The sequence below is a fragment of the Paenibacillus sp. sgz302148 genome, assembly GCF_056120465.1.
Map to the genome: position 1 here is coordinate 20,782 of NZ_JBVYOJ010000030.1, position 25,230 is coordinate 46,011.

Sequence of the window (25,230 nt, forward strand, 5' to 3'; positions counted from 1 at the left end):
GTTGAAAACGGATTCTGCAAAGCTGCCGAAATATTGGTAAAATAGGGGGAGACGAAGCAAGTTGGAACAGCGGCTTGATTTTCAATTAGAGAAGGGGGATGAATGCCATGGCAACGGAGCCTGACTTTATCGAATCGCTTGATGCGAATATGCATCCCATGCTGGCGGGATGGTTTCGGGAGAAATTCGGCAATCCCACGGATGTGCAAGTCCGGGCATGGGAAGCCATAGCTACAGGCAGCCATACGCTGATCGCGGCGCCGACCGGCTCGGGCAAAACGCTTGCGGCTTTGCTGCCGTGCCTCGACCGGATTATTCAAGAGAAAGCCAGGGAATCGAAACGTATTCGTGGGGTACGGACACTATACATAACGCCGCTTAAGGCGCTGAACAACGATATTCACCACCATGCCGTCGGATTTATCGAGGAGCTGGAGCAGTTCGCCGAAGCGGCGCAGGAGAAGCTCGTTCGGGTGACGGCAGCCGTACGGACGGGGGATACGCCGCAAAGCGCGCGCGCGGCGATGCTGCGGACGCCGCCGGACGTGCTGGTGACGACGCCGGAGTCGCTCTACCTCATGATGACGTCGCAGAAGGGCCGCGACATCCTGAAGACGATCCAGCAGGTGATCGTGGACGAAATTCATAGCTTGGCTGCGGACAAGCGCGGTTCGCACCTCATGCTGACGCTGGAGAGGCTCGTTGAATGGTGCGGTGGACCAGTGCAGCGCATCGGCGTATCGGCCACGCAAAAGCCGCTCGAGCGGGTGGCCCGGTTTCTGGGCGGCTGGGAGGAGCCGGAGTCGCAGGCAAGAAAAGCAGCGGGCACCGGTGCGGGAGCCGAAGAGGCAAAAGGCACGGGTGAAGGATCGGATAGAGCAAGAGCAGGGGGAGGGGCAGGAGCAGGTGCAGGAATAGATGCAGGAGCGGTTAGAGCAGGTGCAAGTGCGGGAGTCGAAGCGGGAGAAGGCGCGACGTCTCGCTCCGGTACTGGAATTGGTGCCGTTGCCGGGACGATGGGCGGTACCGTAGAGGATGCGGAGGCGCTTGACGACCTTCGTTTCATCCATCCTTTCGGATACCGGCCTCGCCCGGTGCATATCGTCGAGAGCAAGATGGAGAAAGTGATCGAGCTGCAGGTAACGATGCCCGATCCGAAGGCGCCTGCCAAAACGCGTGATGCGGTCTGGATTCCGTTCATGGACCGGATTATGCAGCTGATGGAGGGCTGCCGTTCGGTGCTGATCTTCGCCAACAGCCGGCGGATGTGCGAACGGTTGTGCCTGAGGCTCAACGATTACGTCGGCTACGAAATGACGCGCGCGCATCACGGCAGCGTATCCCGCGAGAAGCGGCTCGAGATCGAGCGGATGCTGAAAGCGGGCGAGCTGCGCTGCCTTGTCGCGACGTCGTCGCTGGAGCTCGGCATCGACGTCGGCTATGTCGATCTGGTCATCCAGATCGACTCGCCGATGGAGGCGGCGAGCGGCATCCAGCGCGTCGGCCGCGCGGGGCATGCCGCGGGCATCGCAAGCCGCGGCGTCGTCATCGCGCGCCACCGCGGGGCGCTGCCCGAGGTCGCCGTGCTGAGCCGGCTCATCGCGAGCCGCGACATCGAGCCGATCCGCGTGCCGCGCAACCGGATCGACGTGCTTTCGCAGCAATGCACGGCGATGCTCGCCACGGATGCGTGGCAGCTTGACCGGCTGCACGCCGTTATCGCCCGCTGCGACAGCTTCCGCGCTTTTCCGCGCCACAGGCTGGAAGGGATGCTGCGGGTGCTGGCCGGGTTTTATCCGTTCGCGCGTCCGGTCATCGACTGGGACCGCGATACGGGGCGGCTCGCCGGCCGGCGCAATACGCTGATGGCGGCGGTGACCGGAGCCGGAACGATTCCGCAAAGCTCCGCGTACCCGGTCCACCATGCCGACAGCCGGCTGCATCTGGGCGAGCTGGACGAAACGTATGTGTTCGAAAGCCGTGTCGGCGACGTATTCCAGCTGGGCACCCAATCGTGGATGATCCGCGAAATCGCGGGCGACAAAGTATACGTCGTGGAAACGGCCAACCGACTGAGCGAAGTTCCGTTCTGGCAAGCCGACATCAGCGGACGATCGTTTGCATTAGGCGAGAAGGTCGGGGCGTTTCTGTCCGAGCTGATCGTACGATTAGGGCTGAAGGAAAGCGCCGGCAATCCTGCGGATTCTTCTTCCGATCGCAAGATCCGCAAGCTCGATGAAACAGAGACGAGTGGAGATACCGGACGAATCCGCCCCAGCGACATCGAGGCAACGGCATGGCTGGAGCAGGAGTATCATCTGGACGCGAGAACGTCCGAAACGCTTATCGGATATATCCGGGGCCAGCATGCGGCTTGCGTCGTGCCGACCCATCGGCGGATCGTGATCGAGCATTACCGCGATTTGATGAATCAGGTGCACGTCGTCATCCATAACGTTTGGGGGCGACGCTTTAACCGGACGTGGCAGTTGGCGCTGCGGCAGCATTTGGAGCAAACGCTGCCGTACCGGTTTTACAGCAATGCGAAGGATAACGGCATTGAATTTATTTTTTCCGAATGGGATTATTCCTGGCTGCAATCGTTCTGGCAAGTCACCTCCGCGAGGGTGGAGCCTCTGCTCAGCGAAGCGCTGCCTTCCTCGCCATTGCTGCCGGCAACGTTCCGCCGCATTGCGGAAACGTCGCTGCTGCTGGCGCGAAGCTTCCGCCGGATGCCGACCTGGCAGCGGCGGTTGCGCAGCGAGGAGCTGCTCAAGGAATCGCTGCCTTTCGCCGAGCACTTCCCGTATTTGCAGGAAGCGGTCGACGAATGCTTGCAGGAACATTTTGATATCCGGCATGTGACGCTCGTGCTGGATCGGATCGTTGCAGGCGAGGTGGAGGTCGTCGTTCGCGAATGTGAAAACCCTTCGCCGATGGCGGCTCAATTCGTCGCCGATTACGTCACGATGAACATGTACGAGTCCGACGCCTTGAATGAAGACGTGCAGTTGCAATTGCTAAGCGTTAACAAGGAGATGGCGGGCGAGCTGTTCGGCCGGGAAGCGGTGCGGCGGTCGTTCGAGCCGAGCATCGTCGCAGAGGAGCGTAAGCGCCTTGCCGAAGGCGACGAGCCACCGCGGGACGCCGAAGATTTGCTGCGGCTGCTGAAACGCCGCGGCGACATGACGCGCGCCGAACTGCTCCGGACGGCCGGTGCGGAACCGGCAGCAGCCGAAGCCGCTGAACATTGGCTGGATGAGCTGATCCGTTCGAAGCGGGCCGAGGAGGTCGCGGTCGGAGGGGAACGGCGGGTCATTTGCCGCGACGAGCGCGAGACGTATGCCGCGTTTCCCGAAGATGTTGCTGCAAGGGCATTCGTGTTGAACCGGTTCATCGAAAACCGGATTTCGTTCACCTCGGATGAGCTTCGGCAGCATTACGGCTTGCCGGAGGCAATGGCCGAAGAAGCTATCGCGAAATGGGCCGATCTGAAGCTGATCGAACCTGCGCCGTTCGCGGACGACGACGAGACCGGCTTATGGATCAGCTCCAAGATCGCCGCGCGAATCGTCCGGCTGTCAGTCAGCCATCACCGGAAACAAGCGGAGCCCGTAGATCCCGCAAGGTGGTGCGGCGAAATGCTTCGCCGCCATCGACTGCAAGCGGAAGCCAAGCCGCAGGGCATCGACGGTTTACGTTCCGTGCTTGCCCAGCTGCAAGGGCTATTCCTGCCGCTGCCGCATTGGGAATCGATCGTGCTGCCCGCGCGGATCGCCGATTATCGCCCGACGGACCTTGATTTGCTGTGCGCCTCCGGCGAGCTGTTCTGGGTCGGCAAGAAGGATGATCAAGATAAGGAAGGCAAAATCGCCTTTTTCCTTTCCGAATCCAAGGAACTGTATATGCCGATCGTAAAGGCGGCTAGCAGGCCGGATAAGGATGCCTCCGGGGAGAACACAGGGGACACCAACAAGGAGGCCGCCCTGAATCGAGCATCGCCCAGAGCGGATGTGACAGAGAAGCACAATGATGCTGACCCTAACCGTCAAGCAGCTAGCTCGAGAACCCAAGCAGCTAGCTCGAGAACCCTAGCGGCTAGCTCGAGCACCCAAGCGGCTAGCTCGAACACCCAAGCTTCGGGCTCGAATCCCCAAAATGCGGGCGCGAAACACCAGGAGCTGCTTGAACTGCTGCAGCGCAAAGGCGCCATGTTCCTGACCCAGCTGAGCCGAGACAGCAACCGGTTGCCTTCCGAGCTGTTGAACGATTTGTTCGATCTTGTCTGGGAAGGTAAAGTCGCCAACGATCAGTTCTCGCCTTTGCGCGTGCATTTGCAAGCTCGCAGCAAAAAACCGCCGAAGCAAGGCTCCGGCTTAGGCCGATGGTACGCGTTAAACGCATTGGCTGATGAAGCGGAAGCGCCCGAGCCGGAGCAGTCGGTAGTCCGCTGGGCGCACCACCTGTTGAACGGTTATGGCATGATGACGAAGGACATCGTCGCCGAATCGTGTCCATTCTCATGGGATACGATGCTTAGCGTGCTGAAGCGGCTCGAGGAATGGGGGGCGGTGACGCGGGGGATGTTTATTCAAGGCGTATCGTCCCTGCAGTTCACGACGCATGAAATCGCTTCTTCGATGCGCAAGGGGCCGAGTGCTAGCGATTCGGCGGATGCGTCGCAACCGCTAACGCTGCTATGCGCCGTCGATCCGGCGAATCCGTACGGCACTTTGATGCCTTGGCCGGACAAGAAGGGAATCGCATTCTCGCGCAAGCCCGGCAATTATATCGTGCAGCAGGGCGATCGCTGGTTGTATTGGGTTGAAAACAACGGCAAGAAGATATTTACAATCGATTCAGGGAGCAGTGTGAGCGAGCTCAAGCCTTTGTTCAAAGCCATCATGCGTCAGCAGCACCGGAGCAAGATCGTGATCGACACATGGGACGGCGAAAAAGTGACTGATACGGTATCCGGCCATGAGCTGCAAGCGATGGGCGCCGAAAAAGACAAGACATCGCTCGTGTTGTGGCCGAGTACCCTGCAATAAATGGCGAATCGTGGCGCAGCATTGCCCGGGAAATATCCAGCTAAGCGGTACATCATAGTTGATGTGCCGCTCATACGAGAGGAGGTAACGAAGTGGCAAGCTTTTTGGTTGTTATTGGAGGCATTATAGTCGCCGTAGGTCTCTTCGTTGGGTTCCTTGGCGCTATGAACAGCAATAATATATTGGGACTTCTCAGCGGGGGGAGTGTCATCATTAGCGGACTCATCCTCATGGGCCTCGGCAAAATCATCGAAGTGCTGCAAAGCATCGAAGCGAAATTGCCGAACAATATAACGAAACGATCCGGGGAGTTTACCGTTGTTTCAATTGATTTTGAAGTATACGGCGGAAACGGGGAAACATACAAGTTCATGGAAATGAACGGCAAAGCTTTCATCCAGGCGCGGGTCTTTCGCAATTATCTTGAATACGATGAGGATTCCTGCACATTCCGCTTGCCGAATCGATCCGAGGTCAAGCTCGCGAAAGAAGGCGGTTACCGCACAGGGGCAAAATTGTTCTCAATTGATCATGTACTTTTCGTGAGTGTAGAGGCTTTAGGGTTAACCGCTTCCCACAATGGGAAAGAAATCGTACTATCCGCAATAACCGAATAACAAAGAATACCCGGCTCGGACAAAATCGTCTCGACGGCCGGGTATTGTCATTTTATGCAGTTTTATTCGTTGCGTACGTCAGCATACACGAGATCAAACCGCTCGAAGCGTCCTTGGAGAGGACGATGCTGAGCTGCATGCCGTCTTTTGTCCCGCCGCCCATGTACGTGTCGCCCATCTCGGTAGTAGACGTATCCGAGTAGCCTTCATTTTTCAAAAAATCGGTGTACAGCTTGGAAATTTCCTTGAAATCGCCGTCAAGCTCATACATGACGACGATCGAATCGCCCTGATCATCCGAGGAGCTGCTCATCGAGCTCGTAATTTTTGCTCCGTCCGGTATGGGGATGCTTTTCGGAAAGCTGTCCGGAATCGTCTGAGTGACGTTCATTTCGAACTTGTTTCCTTGCGCGTCGGTCCCTTTGATCGAGCCGTTTTCCTCGTCTCCCGAAATTTGCAGCGACCCTTCGTCCGTTTTCAGCGTGACGTCTTTTCCGTCGGACGAAATATTCGCAGAGCCGCCGTCACCGGTTGGAACCGTAACCGATTTGCTTCCGCAGCCCAAAGCAACGATAGATAAAATTACAAGAGACAAAATTATTGCCAACTTCTTCATGAATAGCCCCCTAACAAATGTTGGAATCCAATACCTCCATTATGTTAAATGCAGGAAAGGATTTTGTAAACACTTTTTCGTTTGTTATGGGGCCTAATTTTACGAATCGAGCGCGTCATGCACAAGCCGAAGGAACTGCTCCTTCCGGTCCGGGTGGCAGGCGATCAAATACGGTTCGGACACCGCTTCGGCAAAAGGTTGTCCGTCGAAACCGATCACCGATGCGCCGGCTTCCATCGCCATGAGAACACCGGCATACAAATCATCGCCTTCCGAATTGTACAGGACGATGCCATCCAAGTCGCCTCGGGCAAGCATGCACCAGAGCAGAGAGGGCGCCCATAACCGGAGAACCCGCTTGCAATGCTCGTCAAGCGATTGCTTCAGCTTCATCGCCGCCGAGTCCTTCTGGACATGATGGCCCTGAATCCAGCCGATCGTCAGCTTGCGTATATCGATGCCGCGTCCGGCCGACACGGCAAGCGGACTTCCGTCGCAGGTTGCGCCAGCTCCATGGCGCGCGACATAACAACGTTCCAGATGGGAGTCGTAAATGACCCCGATTACGGGAACATCACGGTGCATTAGGGTGATGCAGACGCCATACATCGGGATGCCCAAAGCATAGTTGTTCGTGCCGTCGAGCGGATCGACGAGCCACTGCCAATCGGTTTGGGCCGCCTCGATGGAACCGGCTTCTTCGCTGCGAATGCGATGCTCGGGAAAACGCGCGCGAATAATGCGCAATATTTCCGCTTCCGCCAAATGATCGACTTCGGTCACGAGATCGCCGTCATCGCCTTTTTCCACGATTTGCAGCACTCCGTTAAAACGTTCATTGGCTATCCGGCCAGCCGCCTTTGCGGCTTCGACCGCGGTTTCTTTGGCGATTTGCATGATCTGATCCAATTCCTGTTCCTCTATTTTCATCGCGAACACTCTCTCCTCAATTAGCTAAAGTAACAAGAGTATACCATGAAGTTCCAGGCCGTCCGCATAAAAAAAATACGGCCGAAGAAGCGTCGGTACAACGCTCGACTTCGACCGAATATACGATTTTTTTATCATTTTTTAACGAGAAGAACCGAACTGCTATTCTTTGCGCAGCTTGCCGAGTTCCGCGACAAGCGCTTCGATTTCGCTAATGCTGAATTTGTCTTTGCTCATGACGATTTCATAAATATCATAAATATCCTCATAATGCCGTTCATCGTAATGGGAAGCCTGCATCGCGGCGGCCGTCGCCATTTTTAATTTCGATTTGATCCCTTCGATCATGTACTCCAGGTTCGCTGTCGATTGTTTCGTTAAATCCACCGGAATCATCCTTTCGCCTAAGACAATATAGCATCTATTGTAGCACGTTCATGTTGCGTTACCAATGCTCATCTTAGTGTATGTTCCGGAATAGCTTCGCATGCGGAAGTCGCGGTGCGTCCGGGTCGAGCAGCGGGCTCGGTTTTCCTTGCAAATACTGGTCGAAGAACGCAACGGTGTACGCGTTGATCAAGCGATGGGCTTCCCGAGTTCGGATCGATGTTCCCGTCAACCACGGCAAGGCGGGGGAATACAAGTAGAAATCGGAAAAGCTTAAATGCTGCGCCCCTTCAAGAGTCAGTTCATAGGCACCATGGCGGAGAACAGAATCGCCGCGGTTCCATACACGCCGTAATTTGTCGTATTGCTCCGAGGTCATGCCCATCGAGCGGAGCAGCTCGTTCGTTGGTTTCTCCGGCGGCCCGTTTCGGCGGGCGGATTCGCCCGAATCGGACGTATCCATGAGCATAAACGGCTGGCTGAGCCCGTTCGACAAATCGCCAAGGCCGAAAAACGTGCCGTCCATATTGATGCCCGCCTTAAAGCGGTCGTCAGCGAGCAGCGTTTGCGCCGCATTCGCCCCGCCGAACGAATGGCCCAGCATGCCGACCCGCGACAAGTCCAGCTTGCCGCTCAGCAATTCGCCCGAATCGGCATCGTTCAACTTCGTCAATTGGTCCAGCACAAAGCGCGCGTCCTTGACCCATACCTCGCTGATGAGCCGATCCGAACCGTCCAAATCGTCAGGCGCAGGCCCTTGGTTGGAGAAGGAGGCGGTACGCCCATCCGGGAAAACCGTTGCGATCGCGCTGTACGCATGGTCGATGGAAGCGACGACGTATCCGTGGCTGGCCAGTTCTTCAATCTGAAACGCATTGGAGAACCGGGTTCCGGGGAAGCCGTGAGAAAATAGGATGACCGGGTATTTCGACAGCGCTTTGGCAACTGGAGCATTTTCCGTCGAACGCGTGTCGACGAGATCGAAATATTTGAACAAAAACGCCGGGGTGCCGTATTGCCGTTCCACGTCCTTGGCAAAGTCGCGTCTTTGCGGAATGTAAGGCGCCGGGTCACCTGAGGTGTCATCGTCCGGCTCGGCGGGATACCATAATTGAACCATCAGCTCCCGGCGGTCGCGAGGATCCTCAGTGAACGTTTCCTCCCTTGAGGCGTCCTGCCAATGGTACGTCACCGTCCCAACGGCATAAGGTCCCGTAAGCTTCTCGAAGCTGAAAACCGGAAGCAGCGCGGGCACCGCCGCAGATACGACAAAAACAATGCAAATGCCGACGGATACGAGCATCTTTCGCCATAAAGGATACGTTTTTGCTGCGGTCGGATGCAAATATCGTTTGACATTGATACAGACCAATACGACAGCCAATACATATGTGAATGACATTTGCCAGCGAAGCCCTTCGTTATCCATGTGCAGCAATGCCGCGAAGACAAGCGCGATCGTCGTAAGGACAAGAAGATTTTGGCGCAGGGGGCTGCCGGCCTTCATTCGGTATACGATCAAATTGAGTGCGGAGCAGCTTAACAATATGATTTCGAACAGTCTCATCGCGGTTCGCCTCCAATTGGAATCCACATCCATCATATCCGGACAAAGTAATATTGCACAGTCACTGCGGTCATATGAGCGGTCATATGATGACGAACGACACTTTGCAGGATTGCGATAATACGACTTTATTTTACAAAATTACCACATCGCGCTTACTTTCCGTTAATAGAACTTGTTTATCTTGTAGATATAAAACAACAAGATGACACATAAAATCACATAACAAGCAAAATGAGTCCTGAGGAGGAGAAGCAGGCATGACGAAGTGGTGGAAAAAGGGGTTAAGCTTGGCGCTGGTCGTAACGCTTGCGGCATCGCTCGCCGCGTGCACGAAAGCGAAGGAAACGTCGTCGGACAGCGGCTCCGGCGAGCAGTTGTCGACCGAAGAGATGGAGAAAAAAGCGAAAGAGGAAGGCAGCGTCGTCAGCGTCGGCATGCCGGATTCGTGGGCGAACTGGCTGGACACGTGGAAGGACGTCACGGCCAAGTACGGCATTCAGCACACCGACACGGATATGTCTAGTGCGGAGGAAATCGCCAAATTCGAAGCGGAAAAAGACAAACCGACTGCGGACATCGGCGACGTCGGCATTGCGTTTGCGCCGGTTGCCGTGGAAAAAGGAGTGACGCAGCCGTACAAAACGTCCTATTGGGACGAAATTCCGGACTGGGCCAAAGACAAGGACGGACATTGGGTCGTTGGCTACCAAGGAACGATGGCTTTCATCATTAATAAAAGCTTGGTGAAAAATCCGCCGAAATCGTGGGACGATCTGCTGAAGGGCGATTACAAAGTAGCGGTCGGCGACGTCACGAAAGCGGCGCAAGCGCAAATGGGCGTACTCGCCGCGGCGATCGCAATGGGCGGAGACGAAAGCAACATTCAGCCGGGCATCGATTTCTTCGAGAAGCTGGCCAAGGCGAACCGGATTTCGCTCGCCGATATGACCGTCGCCAACTTCGAAAAAGGCGAAATCGCCGTTGGATTGCTATGGGATTTTAACGCGCTCGGCTACCGCCAGCAAATTAACGCCGACCAATTCGAGGTCGTCATCCCGCAAGAAGGCAGCGTCGTGAGCGGTTACGCAACGATCATCAACAAATACGCGCCGCATCCGAACGCAGCGAAGCTAACCCGCGAATATATTCTCAGCGATCAAGGACAGATCAACCTGGCCAAGGGCTACGCCCGTCCGATCCGCGACAGCGTCAAGCTGCCGGATGATGTAGCGAGCAAAATGATTCCGCTTGAGCAATACAAAAACGCGAAGCCGGTCAAAGACTATAAAGTATGGGAGAAGACGTCCAAGGAGCTGCCGCAAACTTGGCAGGAAAAAATTCTCGTCCACATTAACTGATCGGAAAACCTTTAAGCAGCTCTCGTGCTCTCGGCATGAGAGCTGCCTCCTACTGAGAGGGGAAACGAACGATGAGGAAAGACCGCAAAATCCGTTTCAATCCCTTGCTGCTCGGATTGCTGCCCTTCGTGCTGATGGTCGTTTGCTTCGAATTGCTGCCGCTCGTTTTTATGGTGATGACCAGCCTGTTGTCCGACGACGAGACGTCATACACGCTTGAGCAATACGTAACGGCGCTTACGAACCCTTTTTATTTGAAAGCGATTCAGAACAGCCTGCTCATTTCCCTGTATTCGAGCGTGATCGGCATTGTCGTCGCCTTGTTCGCGGCTTACGCGATCACCCGGTTCACGGAGAAAACCCGGGATCGCATCCTGATGGTGTCCAACATGACCTCGAACTTCGCGGGGGTCCCGCTTGCCTTCGCTTATATCGTGATGCTGGGCAATACCGGCATCTTTACGCTGCTCCTGAACAAATTAGGACTGGATATTCTCGCGCCCGATCTTTATTCATGGACGGGACTCGTGCTCGTATACGTTTATTTCCAGATTCCGCTCGCCACGCTGCTGCTGTATCCGACGTATTACGGCATTCGCGAACAATGGCGCGAAGCGGCGTCGCTGCTCGGCGCGGGGACGCTGCAGTTTTGGCTACGCATCGCGCTGCCGGTTATTTTGCCGGGCATCGCCGGCACGTTCGGCATTTTGTTCGCCAATGCGATGGGAGCGTATGCGACCGCATATGCGCTCGTGGGCGGCAACTATAATCTGCTTGCGATCCGCATCGGCTCGCTTGTCACCGGCGACGTCATCACGCGTCCGCAGCTCGGCAGCGCGCTTGCCGTCTTGCTCGGCATCACGATGGTGCTGGCGTTATGGCTGAACGATTTGCTCATGCGCCGGGTCAGGAGGGATTTGCGATGACGAAGAAAAAACCGCTGTTCGCGGCGATCGTGATCGGCATCGTGCTCTTTTATTTAACGCTGCCGCTGCTCGCCACGTTTCTGTATTCGATCGCGGGCCCGTGGCAAACGACGCTGCTGCCGGAAGGCTGGACGCTGCATTGGTTCGCGGATCTGTTCCAGGACGAACGGTTCTTGAACGCGATCGGCCGGACGTTGTTCGTTTGTATTATAAGCGTGGCGCTGAGTCTTGTTATCATGCTGCCTACGGTGTTTATCGTGGCGATTTATTTTCCGAAGTGGGAGAAGGTGCTGAACGGCCTTGTCGTGCTGCCGTATGCGGTGCCCGGCATTGTCGCCGCCGTTGGACTCATCAAGCTGTATTCCGCGGGACCGCTGGCGATTTCGGGCACGGTCTGGCTGCTTGCCGGGGCGTATTTCGTCGGCATCCTGCCGTATATGTACCTTGGCATTCGCAACAGCATGCGGACAGTCGGAGCGCTGCAGTTGATCGAAGCGGCTGAGCTGCTGGGGGCTAGCAAGCTGCGGGCGTTTCGCGCCGTTATTCTGCCTAACATATTGCCCGGCATTACGGTGTCGACGCTGCTTGCTTTTTCCGTCTTGTTCGGGGAGTTTGCGCTGGCCAATCTGCTGGTCGGCGGCCAATACGAAACGGTGCAAATTTACTTGTACCGCCGCTTAAGCGAAAGCGGGCATTTGGCGAGCGCCGTTGCGATTACGTATTTTGTCTTCGTCATGATTATTTCCGGGGTGCTCATGAAGCTGGGCAAATGGATGTTCGGCACGCCGAAACTGGGATAAGGAGGCTGCACTGCCGTGAGCTATGTACAAATCAACAATGTAACGAAACAATTCGGTTCGAATACCGTCCTGCGAGATCTTTCATTATCGATCGGCAAAGGCGAGCTGGTCACCCTGCTCGGTCCAAGCGGCTGCGGCAAAAGCACGCTGCTCCGTTGCATCGCGGGGCTTGCCGGGATGGAACAGGGAACTGTGGCGCTTGACGGCCGCGACATTACCGGCACGCCGCCGAAGGATCGCAGCGTCGGCATGGTGTTCCAGTCGTATGCGCTGTTTCCGAACATGACCGCCTCGCAAAATATTGCGTTTGGTCTGAACATGCGCGGCATGAATCGCGAGGAAACAACTCGCCGTACGGCCGAAATGCTGCGGCTGATCGACATGGAGGACAAGAAAAACGCATATCCGCACGAGCTGTCCGGCGGACAGCAGCAGCGCGTTGCCTTGGCTCGCTCGCTGGCAGTTAGTCCGAAGCTGATGCTGATGGACGAACCGCTTAGCGCGCTCGATGCCAAAATCCGCAAAAATTTGCGGGTGGAGCTGCGCCAAATCCAGAAGCAAGTGCAAATGACGACGATCTTCGTCACGCACGACCAGGAAGAGGCATTAACCATTTCGGACCGGGTGTGCGTCATGGATAGCGGGGTCATCGTGCAGACGGGGACGCCTGAGGAAATTTATACGAATCCGCGCACGGAGTTTGTCGCCCGGTTTATCGGCAATTACAATGTGCTCACCGGCGCGCAGCTTGCCGAACTGTCCGGCGGTGCGGGGGTATTCCTGAAAGGAACCGCCGACGCGTACGCGCTGCGTCCGGAGGCGGTGCGTCTGCATCCGTCGGATGACGCTCGGGCCGATAAGGACAGCTTGGCGTCGTTTGCCGTACCGGCTATCGTCCGCGAGATGAGCGTGCTCGGCAATATTTTGCGCTACACGATCGCTGCCGGGGACAGCGGCGTCAAGCTGACGGTGGACGTTATCAACGAAGGCCGCCAGTGGCTTGCGGAAGGCGCGAATGTTATCGTTTCGGTGCCCTTCGAGGAATGCAAACGGCTCGGGAAATGAGCGGTACAGATTACGTTAGTTGCCGAATCAGCTTGAAGAAACCCGGTACCGGTTGAAAACCCAGCTTTTGATTCACGGCAAGCATTCGCTCGTTTTTCGAATCGTTGTGTGTGCCAAGAGTTGTTCCGCCTGAACTTTTCAAATACTCGATGCTTTTTGCCTTGATGGCGGTTGCAAGTCCTCTTCCTCGATATTCCGGGTGAACACCTGTGAGGTTGTTATAATAGACATGATCCGAGTGTTTTAATATAAATGACATCGCTGCCCATCGGTCGCCGTGGGAAATCAAAAACATACTTGCGGGGTCCATAGGTCCGAACGTTTTTTTCATAAATTCGAACGAAGGAAGAGGTACATCGGAAAATCCCGGCACGTCTTTCGTAATCAGCCAATAAAAATCGACAAACCGTTCGAACCAATGGACTTCCTGCGTGTATTCGGCAACGGACGTAAACCGGAATCCGGATGCCTCTGCGGCCGATATCGACTCGGCGAATGGTCCGGGGTCGAACGATGTCAGGTCCAGCGTCGATCCGAAAAGATGCTGTGTTGCGGCAAAACCGCGACGTTCCGCCCAAGCTAGATCCGAAGGCTTCGAATCGCTTACGGAACTCTGAAGAGCGATTGCGCCATGGTTTCTTGCAAACCGTTCAACCTCTGCAAAGATTAAGCCCCCAATTCCTTTATTTTTCCACCCTTGATCGACTTGAATATTAATATCGAAGTGGCCGGGTTTCAGAATCGGATCCCACGGCCCGGTAACGGCCAGCCCAAATCCAACCATTCGCCCTGCTTCCGTTACCGCTGCAACCCGGTGCATCACAGTTTCCTCGGTGCATTTGTGATTTTGAAACTTCAATGTGTCGATGCTAGGCATTTCATCGCTGTGTTCTCGTACAACTTCCGTAAAATTGTGAACAGACAACGGTACGATTTGAATCGGCATTGTTGATCAAGCTCCCTTTTTTTATGATTAAGCAATTCTCTGTTTAACCGTTATTTTCCTTCTCCCAATGTCCGGAGCAGACAAGCAGCAAACTGACGGTTGACGCTTTCGGCATTAGAGGCCACAATAAGTCTATGAAAAGTACGGGTGCGCAGTTGACCGCACCGTATGTGGCGAAGGGAGCTTGAACGGCCTTATGGTAGGATTCGCCATACTGCTGGCGTTTCATTTGCTCGGTTACGCGGTGAAAGCGGCGGTGCCCATCCCGCTGCCGCCGAACGTCATCGGGCTTGTTTTATTTACGGCGGCTTTGTTTCTAAAAATCGTCAAGCTGGAATGGGTAGAGCAATCGGCACAGTTTCTGCTGAGACATATGATGCTGTTTTTTGCCCCGCTCATCGTTGGCACGATCGCTTTCTTTCCGCTGCTTGGCCGGGAGTGGCTGGCCGCTGTCGTCAGCTTGATCGGAGGTACGATTGTTGTGCTGCTCGTGACCGGATGGGTGACCAAATTAGCGGCAGGCCTGGGATCGCCGGGGCAAAAAGGGAAGAAGGGCCGTACGCCGGAATCGAAGGCAGGTGCTCCGATTGACGTTTCATGAGCTGACGGCGAATCCTTCATTCGGCGTTGCCGTAACGGTGATCGCCTATGCCCTCTCTCAGCGCATCCATGCCAAATATCGGGCGCTGCATCCGTTATTTCTGACGACGGGCAGCATTATCGCCCTTCTGCTGCTGACAGGCATTCCTTATGCGGATTACCAGGTCGGCGGCGGCATCATCACGTTTTTCCTCGGCCCGGCGACGGTCGCGCTTGGCGTGCCGCTGTACAAGCAGGCGCAGCAGATGAAATCGCAGCTGCCCGCCATCGCGGCCGGCGTTACGGTCGGCTCGGTCAGCGGGATTGCCAGCGCCGCGTTGTTCGTGACGCTGCTGGGCGGCTCGCGCGAGCTGCTGCTGGCCATGCTGCCGAAATCGTCGACGTCGCCGATCGCCATCGAAATCGCGCGTCAGCTCGGCGGCATCCCGGAGCTTGGCGGCGTCATGGCGGTATTGACCGGCCTGCTCGGCAGCATGGTCGGCCCCGAGCTGCTGCGCCTCGCCGGCGTGCGCGGCGATATCCCGATCGGCGTCGCCATAGGGACAAGCGCACACGGCATCGGAACGGCACGGGTACTGCGCGAGTCCGAGCTGCAGGGCGGCGTAAGCGGGTTCGCCATGAGCATCGCGGGGCTTGTCACGTCGCTTGCCGCGATACCGTTATATTATTGGCTGCAATAGATAGAAGTTGCTGCAAGATAGGAGGGGCTCGGTGAGTTCGCGATTGATGAAACAAACCTATGCGTGGAAAATGAACAAGATGAAAGGAAAGCCGGCATCCTCGGCCGCGTCGGCAGTCGCCAAGGATAACATAAACGGGGCCCCGCGCGTCAAGCTGACCGGCGAGCAATTGACGGGTTTTTTCGCCGGCATGCGGAGACAGCAGGGGAATGCGACGGAGATCGTCTTCCTGTGCATCGGGACGGACCGTTCCACCGGGGACGCGCTTGGTCCGCTCGTCGGCAGCGCGCTTTCGAAGCTCGGCTGCGACGTTGTCGGCACGCTGGAGTCGCCCTGCGACGCAACCAACCTTCGGGAACGGCTGCTATCCATTCCCGAAGGCAAAGTTGTCGTCGCCATCGACGCTTGCCTCGGCCAGCCGTTGTCCGTCGGCTGCTACTTGACGGCGGCCGGACCGCTCGTACCGGGACAGTCGGTCCGCGCCGGATTGCCGCCGGTCGGCGATTACAGCATCGCGGCGGTAGTGGGGGCCGATAGCCCGAAGCCCTACGCGACGCTGCAGTCAACCTCGCTCCACCGTGTCATGGGGATGGTGAGCGAGATCGTTAACGCCATACGGTACGCATACGATCTGAAGGAGGAAGCCGATCAAGCTTTGCCGCCACGATAGGCTTCCTTGTGAAATTCCTTGATGTAACGGAATAGCGTTTCACCGTCGTCCGGCAAAGGCGAATTCCCTTTGAAACTCATGTACATCGCCCGGTAAGGCTCGGGAACCCAGATATAGTGCTCCACGTAATCGGTGATACGGAAGCCGCACCTTTCCCAGAAGCGGATTCGGGCGGCGTTTTCCGGCGACGGTTCGGATTCCACTTCGATAATGATCCCCCTGCACCAGTCCGAGGCTTCTGCCCATCGCCGTATATGTTCCATGAACAACAGGCCGACGCCCCGATTGCGGACATCGCTGCGTACCGCAAGGTAATCGATGATGACCGCATGACCTTGCCGGCTGACTCCCGAGAGCGCCATGGAGACGACCTCCGAACGGTCGGTTAACGTGTGCAGCACGCATAACCGTCTTTCGAACATCCGTCGGATCAGGCTCCGTCCTTTGCGTCCATGCTCCGGGAATGCTTGAACGTAAACTTTCTCCGCTTGACGCCACAACGCTTCGTCCCATGTATCCGTCGTCCGATAATCCATCCGTATCCATACACCTCCGTGGCGGTTTTCCAAAGCTGCGACCTAATGGGTGTCATTCCCCAATGGCGCCATTAACTCCAATGCGAGAAGCCTATATAAAAGGTCTTATTATTCCACGCGGAACAGCCCGTGCCCATCAAGCGGAACGATCGGTCGCTCGTCGACCTTGAGTCCGGTCGATGAGGCTTTGATTGCGACGTCGATGAGCCAACGCGTGAAGGGAGCGACCTTCATCGTCTCCATTTCCTCCAGGCTGTAAAATCCCGCCGCATCCACTTCGACGCCGTCCGCCATCGGCTCTCCCGCAACATAGTCCATCGCAAAGGCGATATAAATGTTATGGATCGCTCTCGGCAAGTCCCGCAGCGCCACTACGCTTGTGACGACGGCTTCGATCCCCGTCTCCTCGAGCACTTCCCGGCGAATCGTCTCATGGATGAGCTCGTGCTGCTCGATATATCCGCCCGGATTGGTCCAATTTCCTTTGCCCGGCTCTTGGGCCCGGCGAACGAGCAATATTTTGCCATCCTTCATGATCAGCGCCCCAACGCCTACGCTGTAGTTTCCCCAATTTACGAAACTGCATTTCGTGCATGCTTTTCTCGACGTCCCGTCGATATCGCGAACCTCAAGCGGAGCGCCGCAGGTCAAACAAAAATGAGCTTCCATAGCAACCACCTTTAGTAGGAATAATGTCTGTTAAGTTCATCGTAACGATCTGCCACTAACTTAATGGGGCATTTGTTCATCTTACAGTTGAACATTTTACTCCTTTTTCGGGTAACTCACAAAGGCTTCTTGGCCGATCGGCCGCGACCCGTATCGTTTTTTGTAAAAAATTAATTATTTGTAATTTACAAATTACGACCGATTTTTTAATAGTCATCCCCTATAATCAACGTATTCCCTATACAATGAACCAATCCCTCTGCCCCAACATACGTTATACAAGGAGATGAATCGTCATGCCCAACGTCAACCATATCAATTATGCCGATGCCAACGGAAACGTCTACTGCTGTTTGCGGAACAAAGTCGTTCAGTTGGACGAATCGCAGTTCACGAATTATTGTTTCGGCTGCAAAATGTTTGGCGGCACGGCTCAAGGCCAGGGTGTCGAATGTTTCTGGGACGACGCGCGTCAAGTGGACAATCCGCATATCGTGAACGATCCGATCAGCGAATTTAATCATAACCAGACGAGAAAAATCCGGTTTTTGACGCAATTGCCTGAAGTTCAGCCTTGAACCCCCGCACCTTGAGCAACACAACCGCATACAGGAAAAAGTTGCGAGTGACATAGAGATATGTCATTATTTTTTTATATCAAAGAGAATGATAATAGCGTACCATCATCGAGGAAAGAAAGGTGAATCACATGCAAAAACATAAAGTCGTTTTGCCGCACGGGCTGGAGATGGCTTACATCGATCAAGGAGAGGGAGAAGCAATTGTGCTGCTCCACGGATATTGCGGAAGCTCCGCCTATTGGGATGAGGTCGTACCGATGCTGGCGCAATATTACCGGGTCGTCGCTCCGGATCAGCGCGGACACGGCCAATCGGCCGCCACGCAAGGTACATATACGATGGACATGCTCGCCGACGATGCAGTCCAGTTGCTGAAATATCTCGGAATCAAGCGTGTCGTCGTGTTCGGCCACTCCTTGGGCGGTTATGTCGCGCTCGCGATCGAGGAGAAGCACCCGGAGCTGCTGAGCGGATTCGCCCTCGTTCATTCGATGGCATATCCGGACAGCGAGGAGGGCAAGGCCAACCGGTTGAAGGCGGTGGAAACGATTCGGGATAAAGGCGTTGCTGCATTCGTGGATGGACTCGTTCCGAAGCTGTTTGCGCCGGAGCATGTGCAATCGATGGCGGACAAGGTCGGTCAAGCGATACAAATCGGCTATGAAACTGCGCCTGACGGAGCGATCGGCGCCGCGCTTGGCATGCGCGAACGTCCGGATCGAAATGCCGTGCTGTCCGCAGCGGATAAGCCAGTGCTGCTCGTTGCCGGGGAGAAGGACGGGGTTATCCCGGCGGACAAAACCTTCTCGGTAAACAAGCCGAACGTCACCCAATCCAAGCTCGCGCAGGTTGGTCATATGAGCATGATGGAATCGCCGGAGGCGCTTGCCGGCGTTATGCTGAACTTTCTTAAAAATGTTCGTTGGAATTGATTCGAAACGAACCAAGCCTATTTGTACGAAACCGGAGGTGAAGCATGTATCGCAGAGACTATCTCGTTCGGATGATCGAGCAGATGACGGAAGCAATGGGACAGCTGATGGGACTGAAGCGGGAACGTAAACGGGAGGAAGCGGGGCAGACGATCGACGAGTTGTTCAGCCGGTTGTTCCGTTTGAACTCCAAGCTGGTCAATTCTTTGTCCGAGCAGGATCTAATCCGGCTTCTGTCGACTAACGGCGTGCCGGAGACCGAGAAGATCAAGATCGTAGCGGTCCTGCTTCAGGAGGAAGCGGATTTGCTCGAAGGCGAAGCGGAGGAACGGATAGGGGAAGCGCATGAGCCTTCCCCGGAAATATACCGCAAGCGTCTCAAAACGCTCGGATTATATCTGTATGCGGATTTGTACGGAGCCGATACGCAATATATCAACCAGCACGAAGCGATCGCGAAGCTTCTCGTTCAGTTGCAATCCTATGAACTGCCTTCATCGACGAAGCTCCAGCTGTGGAATTACTTCGAATCGTCAGGCCATTACGCCCGCGCGGAGGATACGTTATTCGAGCTGCTTGAGACGGAGGATGACGAGTTAATCGAAAGAGGCGTCCGATTCTATAACCGGCTATTGGAGAAAACAGACGCGGAGCTCGCCGCAGGAGAACTGCCGCGCGAGGAAGTCGAAGCGGGGCTTGAACAGCTCCGTTCGATGCAACAAGAGGCGAAGGCGGCGGAGAATTGAAGCTGAAGTTGGCGGGCGATCGGTGCTGATGTCGGGCCAAGCGGTAACCATGTCGAAAGGAAACTCCTTGAATGACGGTTTACAACCGCTATGATTCTGTTATATAATAGGCGAAACAACATATGAAACGTCGGAGGAGCCTGTCAGCACAGGCTCCTTTTTGTCTTTTTTATGGATAATGGGGAATAATAAGCCTCTACGTGAGTCTGTGCGGACGGCGCTTCTCGCGGCAGAGGAGGTCACTCATGAACAATCAAGCTTTGTGGGCCATCATTATTTTTCTTGTCAGCTATGGCATCATTGTCTCGGAAAAAATTCATCGAACGATCGTCGCGATGGTCGGAGCGGTTCTGGTCGTTGCGCTTGGCATCGTCAGCCAGGAGACGGCGCTGCACCATATCGATTTTAATACGATCGGCTTGCTGGTCGGCATGATGATTATCGTAGGCATCACGGCCGAAACGGGGCTATTCGCGTATTTGGGCATTTGGGCGTCGCAGAAGGTACAGGCAAGGCCGATCCGCATTCTGATCGCATTATGCACGCTGACGGCGGTCGGATCGGCTTTTCTCGACAATGTAACGACAGTGCTGCTCATGGTGCCGGTTACGTTCAGCATTACGCGGAAGCTGAAGCTGTCGCCGATCCCGTTTCTAATCGCCGAAATTATCTCTTCCAACATCGGAGGCACGGCGACGCTGATCGGCGACCCGCCGAACATCATGATCGGCAGTGCCGTACCCGAGCTAGGTTTTATGTCGTTTATCAATAACTTGGCGTTGATCTCATTCGTTATTTTCCTGGTGAGCATTCCGTTGTTGGCGTTTATTTGCCGCAAGCAATTGGTCACCGAAGACCGATTGAAGCAAGAGCTGATGGCGGTTGACGCCAAACAGCTGCTCACGAATATTCCGCTGCTCAAAAAAAGCCTCGCCGTTCTTGGGTTAACGATCGTCGGGTTTTTCCTTCACCAGGCCGTCCATATCGAATCGGCGACGATTGCCCTTGCCGGCGCTTTCTTGCTGCTGTTGCTGACGGGTGAGCATATGATGGAAAAAACGTTGGAGAAGGTAGAATGGACGACGATTTTTTTCTTCGTCGGATTGTTCGTGCTTGTATCCGGACTGATCGAAACCGGAGTCATTTCCTCGTTGGCTGAGAAGGCGATGGAACTGACGGGCGGCAACGTGACGGAGGCTTCGCTTCTGATCCTATGGATCAGCGCGATCGCCTCCGCTTTCCTCGACAATATTCCGTTCGTCGCTACGATGATTCCGATGATTCAAGAAATGTCCGCGACTGGAATCAGCAATGCCGAACCGCTGTGGTGGAGCCTGGCGTTGGGGGCGTGTCTCGGCGGCAACGGCACGTTAATCGGGGCGAGCGCGAACTTGATCGCAGCGGGCATGTCCGCAAGAGAGGGGCATCCGATCTCGTTTTTTACATTTTTCCGCATCGGTTTCCCGCTAATGCTCATTTCCATTGGCATCGCCTCGATTTACGTATTTCTACGATATTTGATGTGAGCCCTTATCAAGCAACGAAGTTACAGAAAAACGGCCGATGCGGCCGTTTTTTTTATTGTTGGCATTTTCGATGCGGCATGTTCAATGAGGTATCCCGATAAAGGCGCCAATAAGAAGTTCGCTTCGTTATTGCTCATGCCATTCCTCCGCCGTTATCGCGTAGATCAGGTGATCCTCCCAGACTCCATTAATATGAATATAGGATTTGGCCAGCCCCTCTAAGCGGAAACCGGCTTTTTCCGCCACTCGGATCGATGCGGCGTTGCGAGGCATGATGCCGGCTTGCACCCGGTGCAATCCAGCCTCCCGGAAGGCATATGAAACGACTTGCTTCACCGCAGCCGTCATATACCCTCGTCCTTGCCACCTGGCGTCGATGAAGTACCCGATGTCTGCCGATTGGGCCGGTCCCCGCACGACGTTCGTCAGCGCGATCCTGCCGATCAACCGTTCGTCGGTTTTGTCCGGTTCGAGCAGGAAGATGCCGAAGATATACGCTGCATCCAGTTCCCCGTCCGCGATCCCTTTTGCGATAGCAAGCCGCTGTCCTTGCAGCGTGAAGAAGCTGTCCGGACGGATTGGTTCGAAGGGCTGCAGAAACTCACGGTTGCGCGTTCGCATCTCCAGCATGGGGACGACATCCGCCATCGTCAGTTCCCGAATATAGGGGGAATTGTTGCTAGGCTTGTGGGTCATCGTTCTTGCACTCCTCCCGATTAATATCGCGCTTTACCAAGTCGTCCATATTTAGCGTACCCATAGTAAGCTATTATTCACAGATTTTTGGCCAACGGTTTGTCCGCGACTTGCGATACCTTTAGTATATAGCATGACCGGTTCGCAAGGTTGAGTTTATTCCGCAATCTCTGTTAAAGTGTTGTTATGGAACGACTACATGCCGAACGGAGATTTGGGAAATGGACAAGGTGAAACAGCTGCTTGCCGAGCTGACGGCAGCACAACATATAACGCAAGTGACGCTAAGCAATCCCCGCAAGAAGGAAGCGGGGGCTTATACGAAAGTGACGGTGCAGCCGGTCAAAGTCAAGGGCGGGCTGCATTATCAATTCTGCTACCATTACGCGAACAAGGTGCAACATGACAATGTATTGCCGAATGAAGCGGCGTCCAAGCTGGAGGAGCTGCTCGGCGGGCAGTTCAAGCAAGGACTCGTGCGCACGAAGGATGCGGATTATCAAATTTTGCTTAACAAAAAACAGCAAGCGACCATTATGCGCAAGCAAGCGACAAAAACTTCGGTCGATCTGTCGCACAACCGCAAGAAACAATACGTGCTTGAGGAAGGAACCCCCGTGCCGTTTCTCGTCGAGCTCGGCATCATGAACGCCGAAGGCAAGGTGCTCGCCCAAAAATACGACAAATTCAGGCAAATCAACCGCTTCCTCGAGATGATCGCCGACGTCGTGCCGTACCTGAACAAGGAACGGACGCTGCACATCGTTGATTTCGGCTGCGGCAAATCGTATTTGACGTTTGCGATGCACGATTATTTGCAGCGAATTCAAGGCCTTGATGTGCGTATCATCGGCCTGGACCTGAAGGAGGACGTCATCCGCCATTGCAGCGGGCTTGCGGACAAGTTCGGCTGTGGCGACAGCCTCCGCTTCCTGATGGGCGACATCGCGCAGTATAACGGGCTGGACCGCGTCGACATGGTCGTAACGCTCCATGCTTGCGACACGGCAACCGATGCGGCGCTGGAGAAGGCGGTTCGATGGGGGGCCGACGTTATTTTGTCCGTGCCGTGCTGCCAGCATGAACTGTTCCGGCAAATTTCGAGCAGCGCGCTAGCTCCGATGCTCGATCACGGCATTATCAAGGAGCGGTTTGCCGCCCTTGCGACCGATGCGGCCAGAACGAAGCTGCTCGACCTGGTCGGCTACAAAACGCAAATCCTCGAATTTATCGATATGGAGCATACGCCCAAAAACTTGCTGATCCGCGCCGTCAAACCGCCGGCGAAATCGAGGCGGACGGAGCAGGAGCTTCACAAGATCGCCGAGGCTTATTTGGAGTTCAAGCGATCGCTGCATATTTCACCGTACTTGGAGAGAGCTTTGGAAGATCGGCTGGCGCCGCTGCTGGGCCCGGATCATTTAGGACCGTTGAATTAAGGAGTATTCGCAATGGCATTTTACCGGATTTGGATTGTTGAAGATGACGAGAAGATTGCAGGTATTTTATCAGCGTATTTGGAGAAATACGGCTACGAGGCGACGATCGCAACCAATTTCCGCGATTTAAAAAGCGAGTTCGTGCACAAAGAGCCTCATCTCGTGCTGCTTGACATCAATTTGCCTTACTTCGACGGCTATTATTGGTGCAGGCAGTTCCGCGCCGTCTCCAACGTGCCGATCCTATTCCTTTCGGCCCGCTCCGGCGATATGGATCAGGTGATGGCGATCGAAAACGGCGGCGACGATTATTTGACGAAGCCGTACAGCCTTGACGTCGTCATGGCCAAAGTCAAAGGCGCCTTGCGCCGCGCTTACGGCGAGTATTCGTCGGGACAGGCTGCCGACAGCGACATGTACGAGCTGTCCGGTTTATTCCTCGACCGCAGCAAAATGATGCTGGAATGGCAAGGAACCCGCAAGCCGCTTAGCAAAAACGAGTTCATTTTGTTCGATTGCCTGGCGCAGCGAGCAGGGCAGGTCATATCGCGCGAGCAGTTGCTTGAGGCGTTGTGGGACGACACGCATTTTGTCGATGACAACACGCTGACGGTGAACGTCACCCGGGTGCGCAAGAAGCTGGAAGAGCTCGGCTTGCCGGGTGCGATCGAAACGGTGCGAGGGCAAGGCTACCGGCTGAACATGGGCGAAAGGAGGACATAGCGTGCGCTTCCGCGATTTTGTGTCCGACCGGCTCGTATCGCTTGTTCTGTTCGTTGTAGGCACCTTGCTTGTCCTGGCTGTCGTTTATTTGAGCGTCTTGTCGCTTCGGCTCAACCTTCCGACAGGGGACATGCTGTACATGTTCGTCTTGAGCGTAGCGGCGGCATGTCTATATTTGCTGATCGAATATGTGCGGCAGCGAGCGTACTTGCGCCAGCTATCACGGGCCGCCGACTCTGCGCGCGGGGAGAAGCCGAGGCTGGAAGAGGTGCACAATATCCAATCCGCCGTCACGCGCGAGCAGCAGGTCGTACAGGAGCTGCTGCACAACCAGTACAAGCAGTACACGGACGAATTGAACCGTTACCGGGAGCAGCAGCAGCAGCAGTGGCATTTTGCCAATCAATGGGCACATCAGATGAAAACGCCGGTATCGGTCATCAGCCTGCTCGTTCAGCAGGGCGGAGGAGACAATGCCCCGGACCGGGCGCTTCTCGATAGCATACAGGAAGAGAACGAACGTCTCGCCCAGGGGCTCGACATGATGCTGAGCACGGTACGGCTGGGCAGGTTCGAGCTGGACATGAGCGCGAAGCAAGTGGATCTGGTGAGTCTACTTCGCGGGATGATCAATGAGCATAAGAAGCTGTGGATTCGCACAGGCATTTTTCCGAGAATCGTGTGCGATACCGAAACGTTTGTCGTGGAAAGCGACGAGAAATGGATTGCGTTTTTGTTCAATCAGCTGATCACCAATGCGATGAAATATACGAAGCTCACCGACAAGCCGAGCAAGCAATTGACGATCCTTATGGAGAGCGATGGCGACGAACGCCGGGTCAGCGTCCAGGATAACGGCATCGGTATCCCCCAGCACGATTTGCCAAGAGTATTCGAGCCGTTTTTTACGGGAGACAATGGACGCATCAGCAAGGAATCAACCGGAATGGGCTTATACTTGGCCAAGCAAATATGCGGGAAGCTGGGGCATACGATCTCCATTTCGTCGCAGGCCGGCGTCGGAACGACAGTCCGGGTGACGTTCAAATCCAAGGCGATCACGAACGTGATAAAATTGTAAGGTTAGCGCCTTCTGTTGTAAGGCGAATCGATGGGACCGATGCGGTCCTTTTCATATGATTAGAGTATGAAAGAAAGACGCATTG

24 protein-coding genes are annotated in these 25,230 nt (G+C 55.2%); 16 read left to right on the plus strand and 8 right to left on the minus strand.

The genetic code is table 11. The features are described 5' to 3' along the window. Positions 1-107 precede the first annotated feature (107 nt). Both AC0LWM_RS29815 and AC0LWM_RS29820 read left to right on the plus strand, forming a co-directional pair. Positions 108-5,051 (plus strand): DEAD/DEAH box helicase, encoded by a 4,944-nt coding sequence (locus AC0LWM_RS29815; RefSeq protein ID WP_474678676.1) that lies wholly within the window; start codon positions 108-110, stop codon positions 5,049-5,051. 92 nt (positions 5,052-5,143) lie between these two features. Continuing rightward, positions 5,144-5,668 (plus strand): hypothetical protein, encoded by a 525-nt coding sequence (locus AC0LWM_RS29820; protein ID WP_474678677.1) that lies wholly within the window; start codon positions 5,144-5,146, stop codon positions 5,666-5,668. A gap of 52 nt (positions 5,669-5,720) precedes the next feature. On the opposite strand, the gene AC0LWM_RS29825 is transcribed toward AC0LWM_RS29820, so the two are convergent. The 4 genes from AC0LWM_RS29825 to AC0LWM_RS29840 all read right to left on the minus strand — a co-directional run bounded on the left by AC0LWM_RS29825 (position 5,721) and on the right by AC0LWM_RS29840 (position 9,168). Continuing rightward, positions 5,721-6,284 (minus strand): hypothetical protein, encoded by a 564-nt coding sequence (locus tag AC0LWM_RS29825; RefSeq protein WP_474678678.1) that lies wholly within the window; start codon positions 6,282-6,284, stop codon positions 5,721-5,723. Between the two features lie 99 nt (positions 6,285-6,383). Further along, on the minus strand, positions 6,384-7,214 hold the full coding sequence (locus AC0LWM_RS29830; protein WP_474678679.1) for an inositol monophosphatase family protein: 831 nt from the start codon (positions 7,212-7,214) through the stop codon (positions 6,384-6,386). A 162-nt stretch (positions 7,215-7,376) separates the two neighbouring features. Next, positions 7,377-7,601 carry a DUF1128 domain-containing protein gene (locus AC0LWM_RS29835; protein ID WP_474678680.1) on the minus strand — a complete coding sequence of 75 codons (225 nt, stop codon included), beginning with the start codon at positions 7,599-7,601 and terminating at the stop codon, positions 7,377-7,379. Between the two features lie 73 nt (positions 7,602-7,674). Further along, positions 7,675-9,168, minus strand: a complete 1,494-nt coding sequence (locus AC0LWM_RS29840; protein ID WP_474678681.1) for an alpha/beta hydrolase family protein — start codon at positions 9,166-9,168, stop codon at positions 7,675-7,677. A gap of 260 nt (positions 9,169-9,428) precedes the next feature. Between AC0LWM_RS29840 and AC0LWM_RS29845 the strand changes: the two genes are divergently transcribed. The 4 genes from AC0LWM_RS29845 (at position 9,429) to AC0LWM_RS29860 (ending at position 13,320) form a co-directional block, all read left to right on the plus strand. Beyond that, positions 9,429-10,529: an ABC transporter substrate-binding protein gene (locus AC0LWM_RS29845; RefSeq protein ID WP_474678682.1), complete on the plus strand. Its 1,101-nt coding sequence runs from the start codon at positions 9,429-9,431 to the stop codon at positions 10,527-10,529. Between the two features lie 71 nt (positions 10,530-10,600). Further along, positions 10,601-11,455 carry an ABC transporter permease gene (locus AC0LWM_RS29850; RefSeq protein ID WP_474678683.1) on the plus strand — a complete coding sequence of 285 codons (855 nt, stop codon included), beginning with the start codon at positions 10,601-10,603 and terminating at the stop codon, positions 11,453-11,455. Beyond that, positions 11,452-12,255, plus strand: a complete 804-nt coding sequence (locus AC0LWM_RS29855) for an ABC transporter permease (protein WP_474678684.1) — start codon at positions 11,452-11,454, stop codon at positions 12,253-12,255. Before AC0LWM_RS29850 ends, AC0LWM_RS29855 begins: the two co-directional genes overlap by 4 nt. 15 nt (positions 12,256-12,270) lie before the next feature. After that, complete coding sequence (locus AC0LWM_RS29860) at positions 12,271-13,320, plus strand: ABC transporter ATP-binding protein (RefSeq protein ID WP_474678685.1); 1,050 nt, start codon at positions 12,271-12,273, stop codon at positions 13,318-13,320. A gap of 10 nt (positions 13,321-13,330) precedes the next feature. Here AC0LWM_RS29860 and AC0LWM_RS29865 read toward each other — a convergent pair whose 3' ends face one another. Further along, complete coding sequence (locus tag AC0LWM_RS29865) at positions 13,331-14,140, minus strand: GNAT family N-acetyltransferase (RefSeq protein WP_474678686.1); 810 nt, start codon at positions 14,138-14,140, stop codon at positions 13,331-13,333. Between the two features lie 322 nt (positions 14,141-14,462). Between AC0LWM_RS29865 and AC0LWM_RS29870 the strand changes: the two genes are divergently transcribed. The 3 genes from AC0LWM_RS29870 to yyaC are packed head-to-tail and all read left to right on the plus strand — an operon-like array spanning position 14,463 to position 16,216. Next, on the plus strand, positions 14,463-14,867 hold the full coding sequence (locus AC0LWM_RS29870) for a CidA/LrgA family protein (protein WP_474678687.1): 405 nt from the start codon (positions 14,463-14,465) through the stop codon (positions 14,865-14,867). Further along, positions 14,845-15,546 (plus strand): LrgB family protein, encoded by a 702-nt coding sequence (locus AC0LWM_RS29875; RefSeq protein WP_474678688.1) that lies wholly within the window; start codon positions 14,845-14,847, stop codon positions 15,544-15,546. Before AC0LWM_RS29870 ends, AC0LWM_RS29875 begins: the two co-directional genes overlap by 23 nt. 31 nt (positions 15,547-15,577) lie before the next feature. Further along, positions 15,578-16,216: a spore protease YyaC gene (yyaC, locus tag AC0LWM_RS29880; RefSeq protein WP_474678689.1), complete on the plus strand. Its 639-nt coding sequence runs from the start codon at positions 15,578-15,580 to the stop codon at positions 16,214-16,216. On the opposite strand, the gene AC0LWM_RS29885 is transcribed toward yyaC, so the two are convergent. Together AC0LWM_RS29885 and AC0LWM_RS29890 are read right to left on the minus strand one after the other, a co-directional pair. Beyond that, positions 16,195-16,752, minus strand: a complete 558-nt coding sequence (locus AC0LWM_RS29885) for a GNAT family N-acetyltransferase (protein WP_474678690.1) — start codon at positions 16,750-16,752, stop codon at positions 16,195-16,197. The genes yyaC and AC0LWM_RS29885 overlap by 22 nt on opposite strands. 108 nt (positions 16,753-16,860) lie before the next feature. Next, the gene (locus AC0LWM_RS29890) at positions 16,861-17,421 is read right to left on the minus strand and encodes an NUDIX domain-containing protein (RefSeq protein WP_474678691.1); all 561 of its coding nucleotides are present in this window, start codon (positions 17,419-17,421) and stop codon (positions 16,861-16,863) included. Positions 17,422-17,717: 296 nt separating this feature from the next. On the opposite strand from AC0LWM_RS29890, the gene AC0LWM_RS29895 reads away from it, so the two are divergent. The 4 genes from AC0LWM_RS29895 to AC0LWM_RS29910 all read left to right on the plus strand — a co-directional run bounded on the left by AC0LWM_RS29895 (position 17,718) and on the right by AC0LWM_RS29910 (position 21,206). After that, positions 17,718-17,999, plus strand: a complete 282-nt coding sequence (locus AC0LWM_RS29895) for a hypothetical protein (RefSeq protein ID WP_474678692.1) — start codon at positions 17,718-17,720, stop codon at positions 17,997-17,999. Between the two features lie 131 nt (positions 18,000-18,130). Then, entirely contained in the window at positions 18,131-18,934 is an 804-nt protein-coding gene (locus AC0LWM_RS29900) for an alpha/beta fold hydrolase (protein ID WP_474678693.1), read from the plus strand. 44 nt (positions 18,935-18,978) lie between these two features. Continuing rightward, positions 18,979-19,680 (plus strand): DUF6483 family protein, encoded by a 702-nt coding sequence (locus AC0LWM_RS29905; RefSeq protein ID WP_474678694.1) that lies wholly within the window; start codon positions 18,979-18,981, stop codon positions 19,678-19,680. A gap of 245 nt (positions 19,681-19,925) precedes the next feature. Continuing rightward, positions 19,926-21,206 carry an ArsB/NhaD family transporter gene (locus tag AC0LWM_RS29910; protein ID WP_474678695.1) on the plus strand — a complete coding sequence of 427 codons (1,281 nt, stop codon included), beginning with the start codon at positions 19,926-19,928 and terminating at the stop codon, positions 21,204-21,206. A 126-nt stretch (positions 21,207-21,332) separates the two neighbouring features. Here the strand turns inward: AC0LWM_RS29910 and AC0LWM_RS29915 are convergent, their stop codons facing one another. After that, positions 21,333-21,902, minus strand: a complete 570-nt coding sequence (locus AC0LWM_RS29915; RefSeq protein WP_474678696.1) for a GNAT family N-acetyltransferase — start codon at positions 21,900-21,902, stop codon at positions 21,333-21,335. 221 nt (positions 21,903-22,123) lie between these two features. Between AC0LWM_RS29915 and AC0LWM_RS29920 the strand changes: the two genes are divergently transcribed. From AC0LWM_RS29920 to AC0LWM_RS29930, 3 genes are read left to right on the plus strand one after another with little or no spacing between them, the layout of a single operon-like run. After that, complete coding sequence (locus AC0LWM_RS29920; RefSeq protein WP_474678697.1) at positions 22,124-23,341, plus strand: class I SAM-dependent methyltransferase; 1,218 nt, start codon at positions 22,124-22,126, stop codon at positions 23,339-23,341. A 12-nt stretch (positions 23,342-23,353) separates the two neighbouring features. Continuing rightward, complete coding sequence (locus AC0LWM_RS29925; RefSeq protein ID WP_474678698.1) at positions 23,354-24,064, plus strand: response regulator transcription factor; 711 nt, start codon at positions 23,354-23,356, stop codon at positions 24,062-24,064. Between the two features lies 1 nt (position 24,065). After that, positions 24,066-25,145, plus strand: coding sequence for a sensor histidine kinase (locus AC0LWM_RS29930; protein WP_474678699.1), 1,080 nt, complete (start codon positions 24,066-24,068; stop codon positions 25,143-25,145). The last annotated feature ends 85 nt before the right edge of the window (positions 25,146-25,230 follow it).

Coding starts and splice junctions, on each gene's coding strand:
- AC0LWM_RS29815 (WP_474678676.1), top strand. CDS start 108: ATGGCAACGGAGCCTGACTTTATCGAATCGCTTGATGCGAATATGCAT.
- AC0LWM_RS29825 (WP_474678678.1), bottom strand. CDS start 6,284: ATGAAGAAGTTGGCAATAATTTTGTCTCTTGTAATTTTATCTATCGTT.
- AC0LWM_RS29830 (WP_474678679.1), bottom strand. CDS start 7,214: ATGAAAATAGAGGAACAGGAATTGGATCAGATCATGCAAATCGCCAAA.
- AC0LWM_RS29840 (WP_474678681.1), bottom strand. CDS start 9,168: ATGAGACTGTTCGAAATCATATTGTTAAGCTGCTCCGCACTCAATTTG.
- AC0LWM_RS29845 (WP_474678682.1), top strand. CDS start 9,429: ATGACGAAGTGGTGGAAAAAGGGGTTAAGCTTGGCGCTGGTCGTAACG.
- AC0LWM_RS29850 (WP_474678683.1), top strand. CDS start 10,601: ATGAGGAAAGACCGCAAAATCCGTTTCAATCCCTTGCTGCTCGGATTG.
- AC0LWM_RS29855 (WP_474678684.1), top strand. CDS start 11,452: ATGACGAAGAAAAAACCGCTGTTCGCGGCGATCGTGATCGGCATCGTG.
- AC0LWM_RS29865 (WP_474678686.1), bottom strand. CDS start 14,140: ATGCACCGGGTTGCAGCGGTAACGGAAGCAGGGCGAATGGTTGGATTT.
- AC0LWM_RS29870 (WP_474678687.1), top strand. CDS start 14,463: ATGGTAGGATTCGCCATACTGCTGGCGTTTCATTTGCTCGGTTACGCG.
- AC0LWM_RS29885 (WP_474678690.1), bottom strand. CDS start 16,752: ATGGATTATCGGACGACGGATACATGGGACGAAGCGTTGTGGCGTCAA.
- AC0LWM_RS29890 (WP_474678691.1), bottom strand. CDS start 17,421: ATGGAAGCTCATTTTTGTTTGACCTGCGGCGCTCCGCTTGAGGTTCGC.
- AC0LWM_RS29895 (WP_474678692.1), top strand. CDS start 17,718: ATGCCCAACGTCAACCATATCAATTATGCCGATGCCAACGGAAACGTC.
- AC0LWM_RS29900 (WP_474678693.1), top strand. CDS start 18,131: ATGCAAAAACATAAAGTCGTTTTGCCGCACGGGCTGGAGATGGCTTAC.
- AC0LWM_RS29905 (WP_474678694.1), top strand. CDS start 18,979: ATGTATCGCAGAGACTATCTCGTTCGGATGATCGAGCAGATGACGGAA.
- AC0LWM_RS29910 (WP_474678695.1), top strand. CDS start 19,926: ATGAACAATCAAGCTTTGTGGGCCATCATTATTTTTCTTGTCAGCTAT.
- AC0LWM_RS29915 (WP_474678696.1), bottom strand. CDS start 21,902: ATGACCCACAAGCCTAGCAACAATTCCCCCTATATTCGGGAACTGACG.
- AC0LWM_RS29920 (WP_474678697.1), top strand. CDS start 22,124: ATGGACAAGGTGAAACAGCTGCTTGCCGAGCTGACGGCAGCACAACAT.
- AC0LWM_RS29925 (WP_474678698.1), top strand. CDS start 23,354: ATGGCATTTTACCGGATTTGGATTGTTGAAGATGACGAGAAGATTGCA.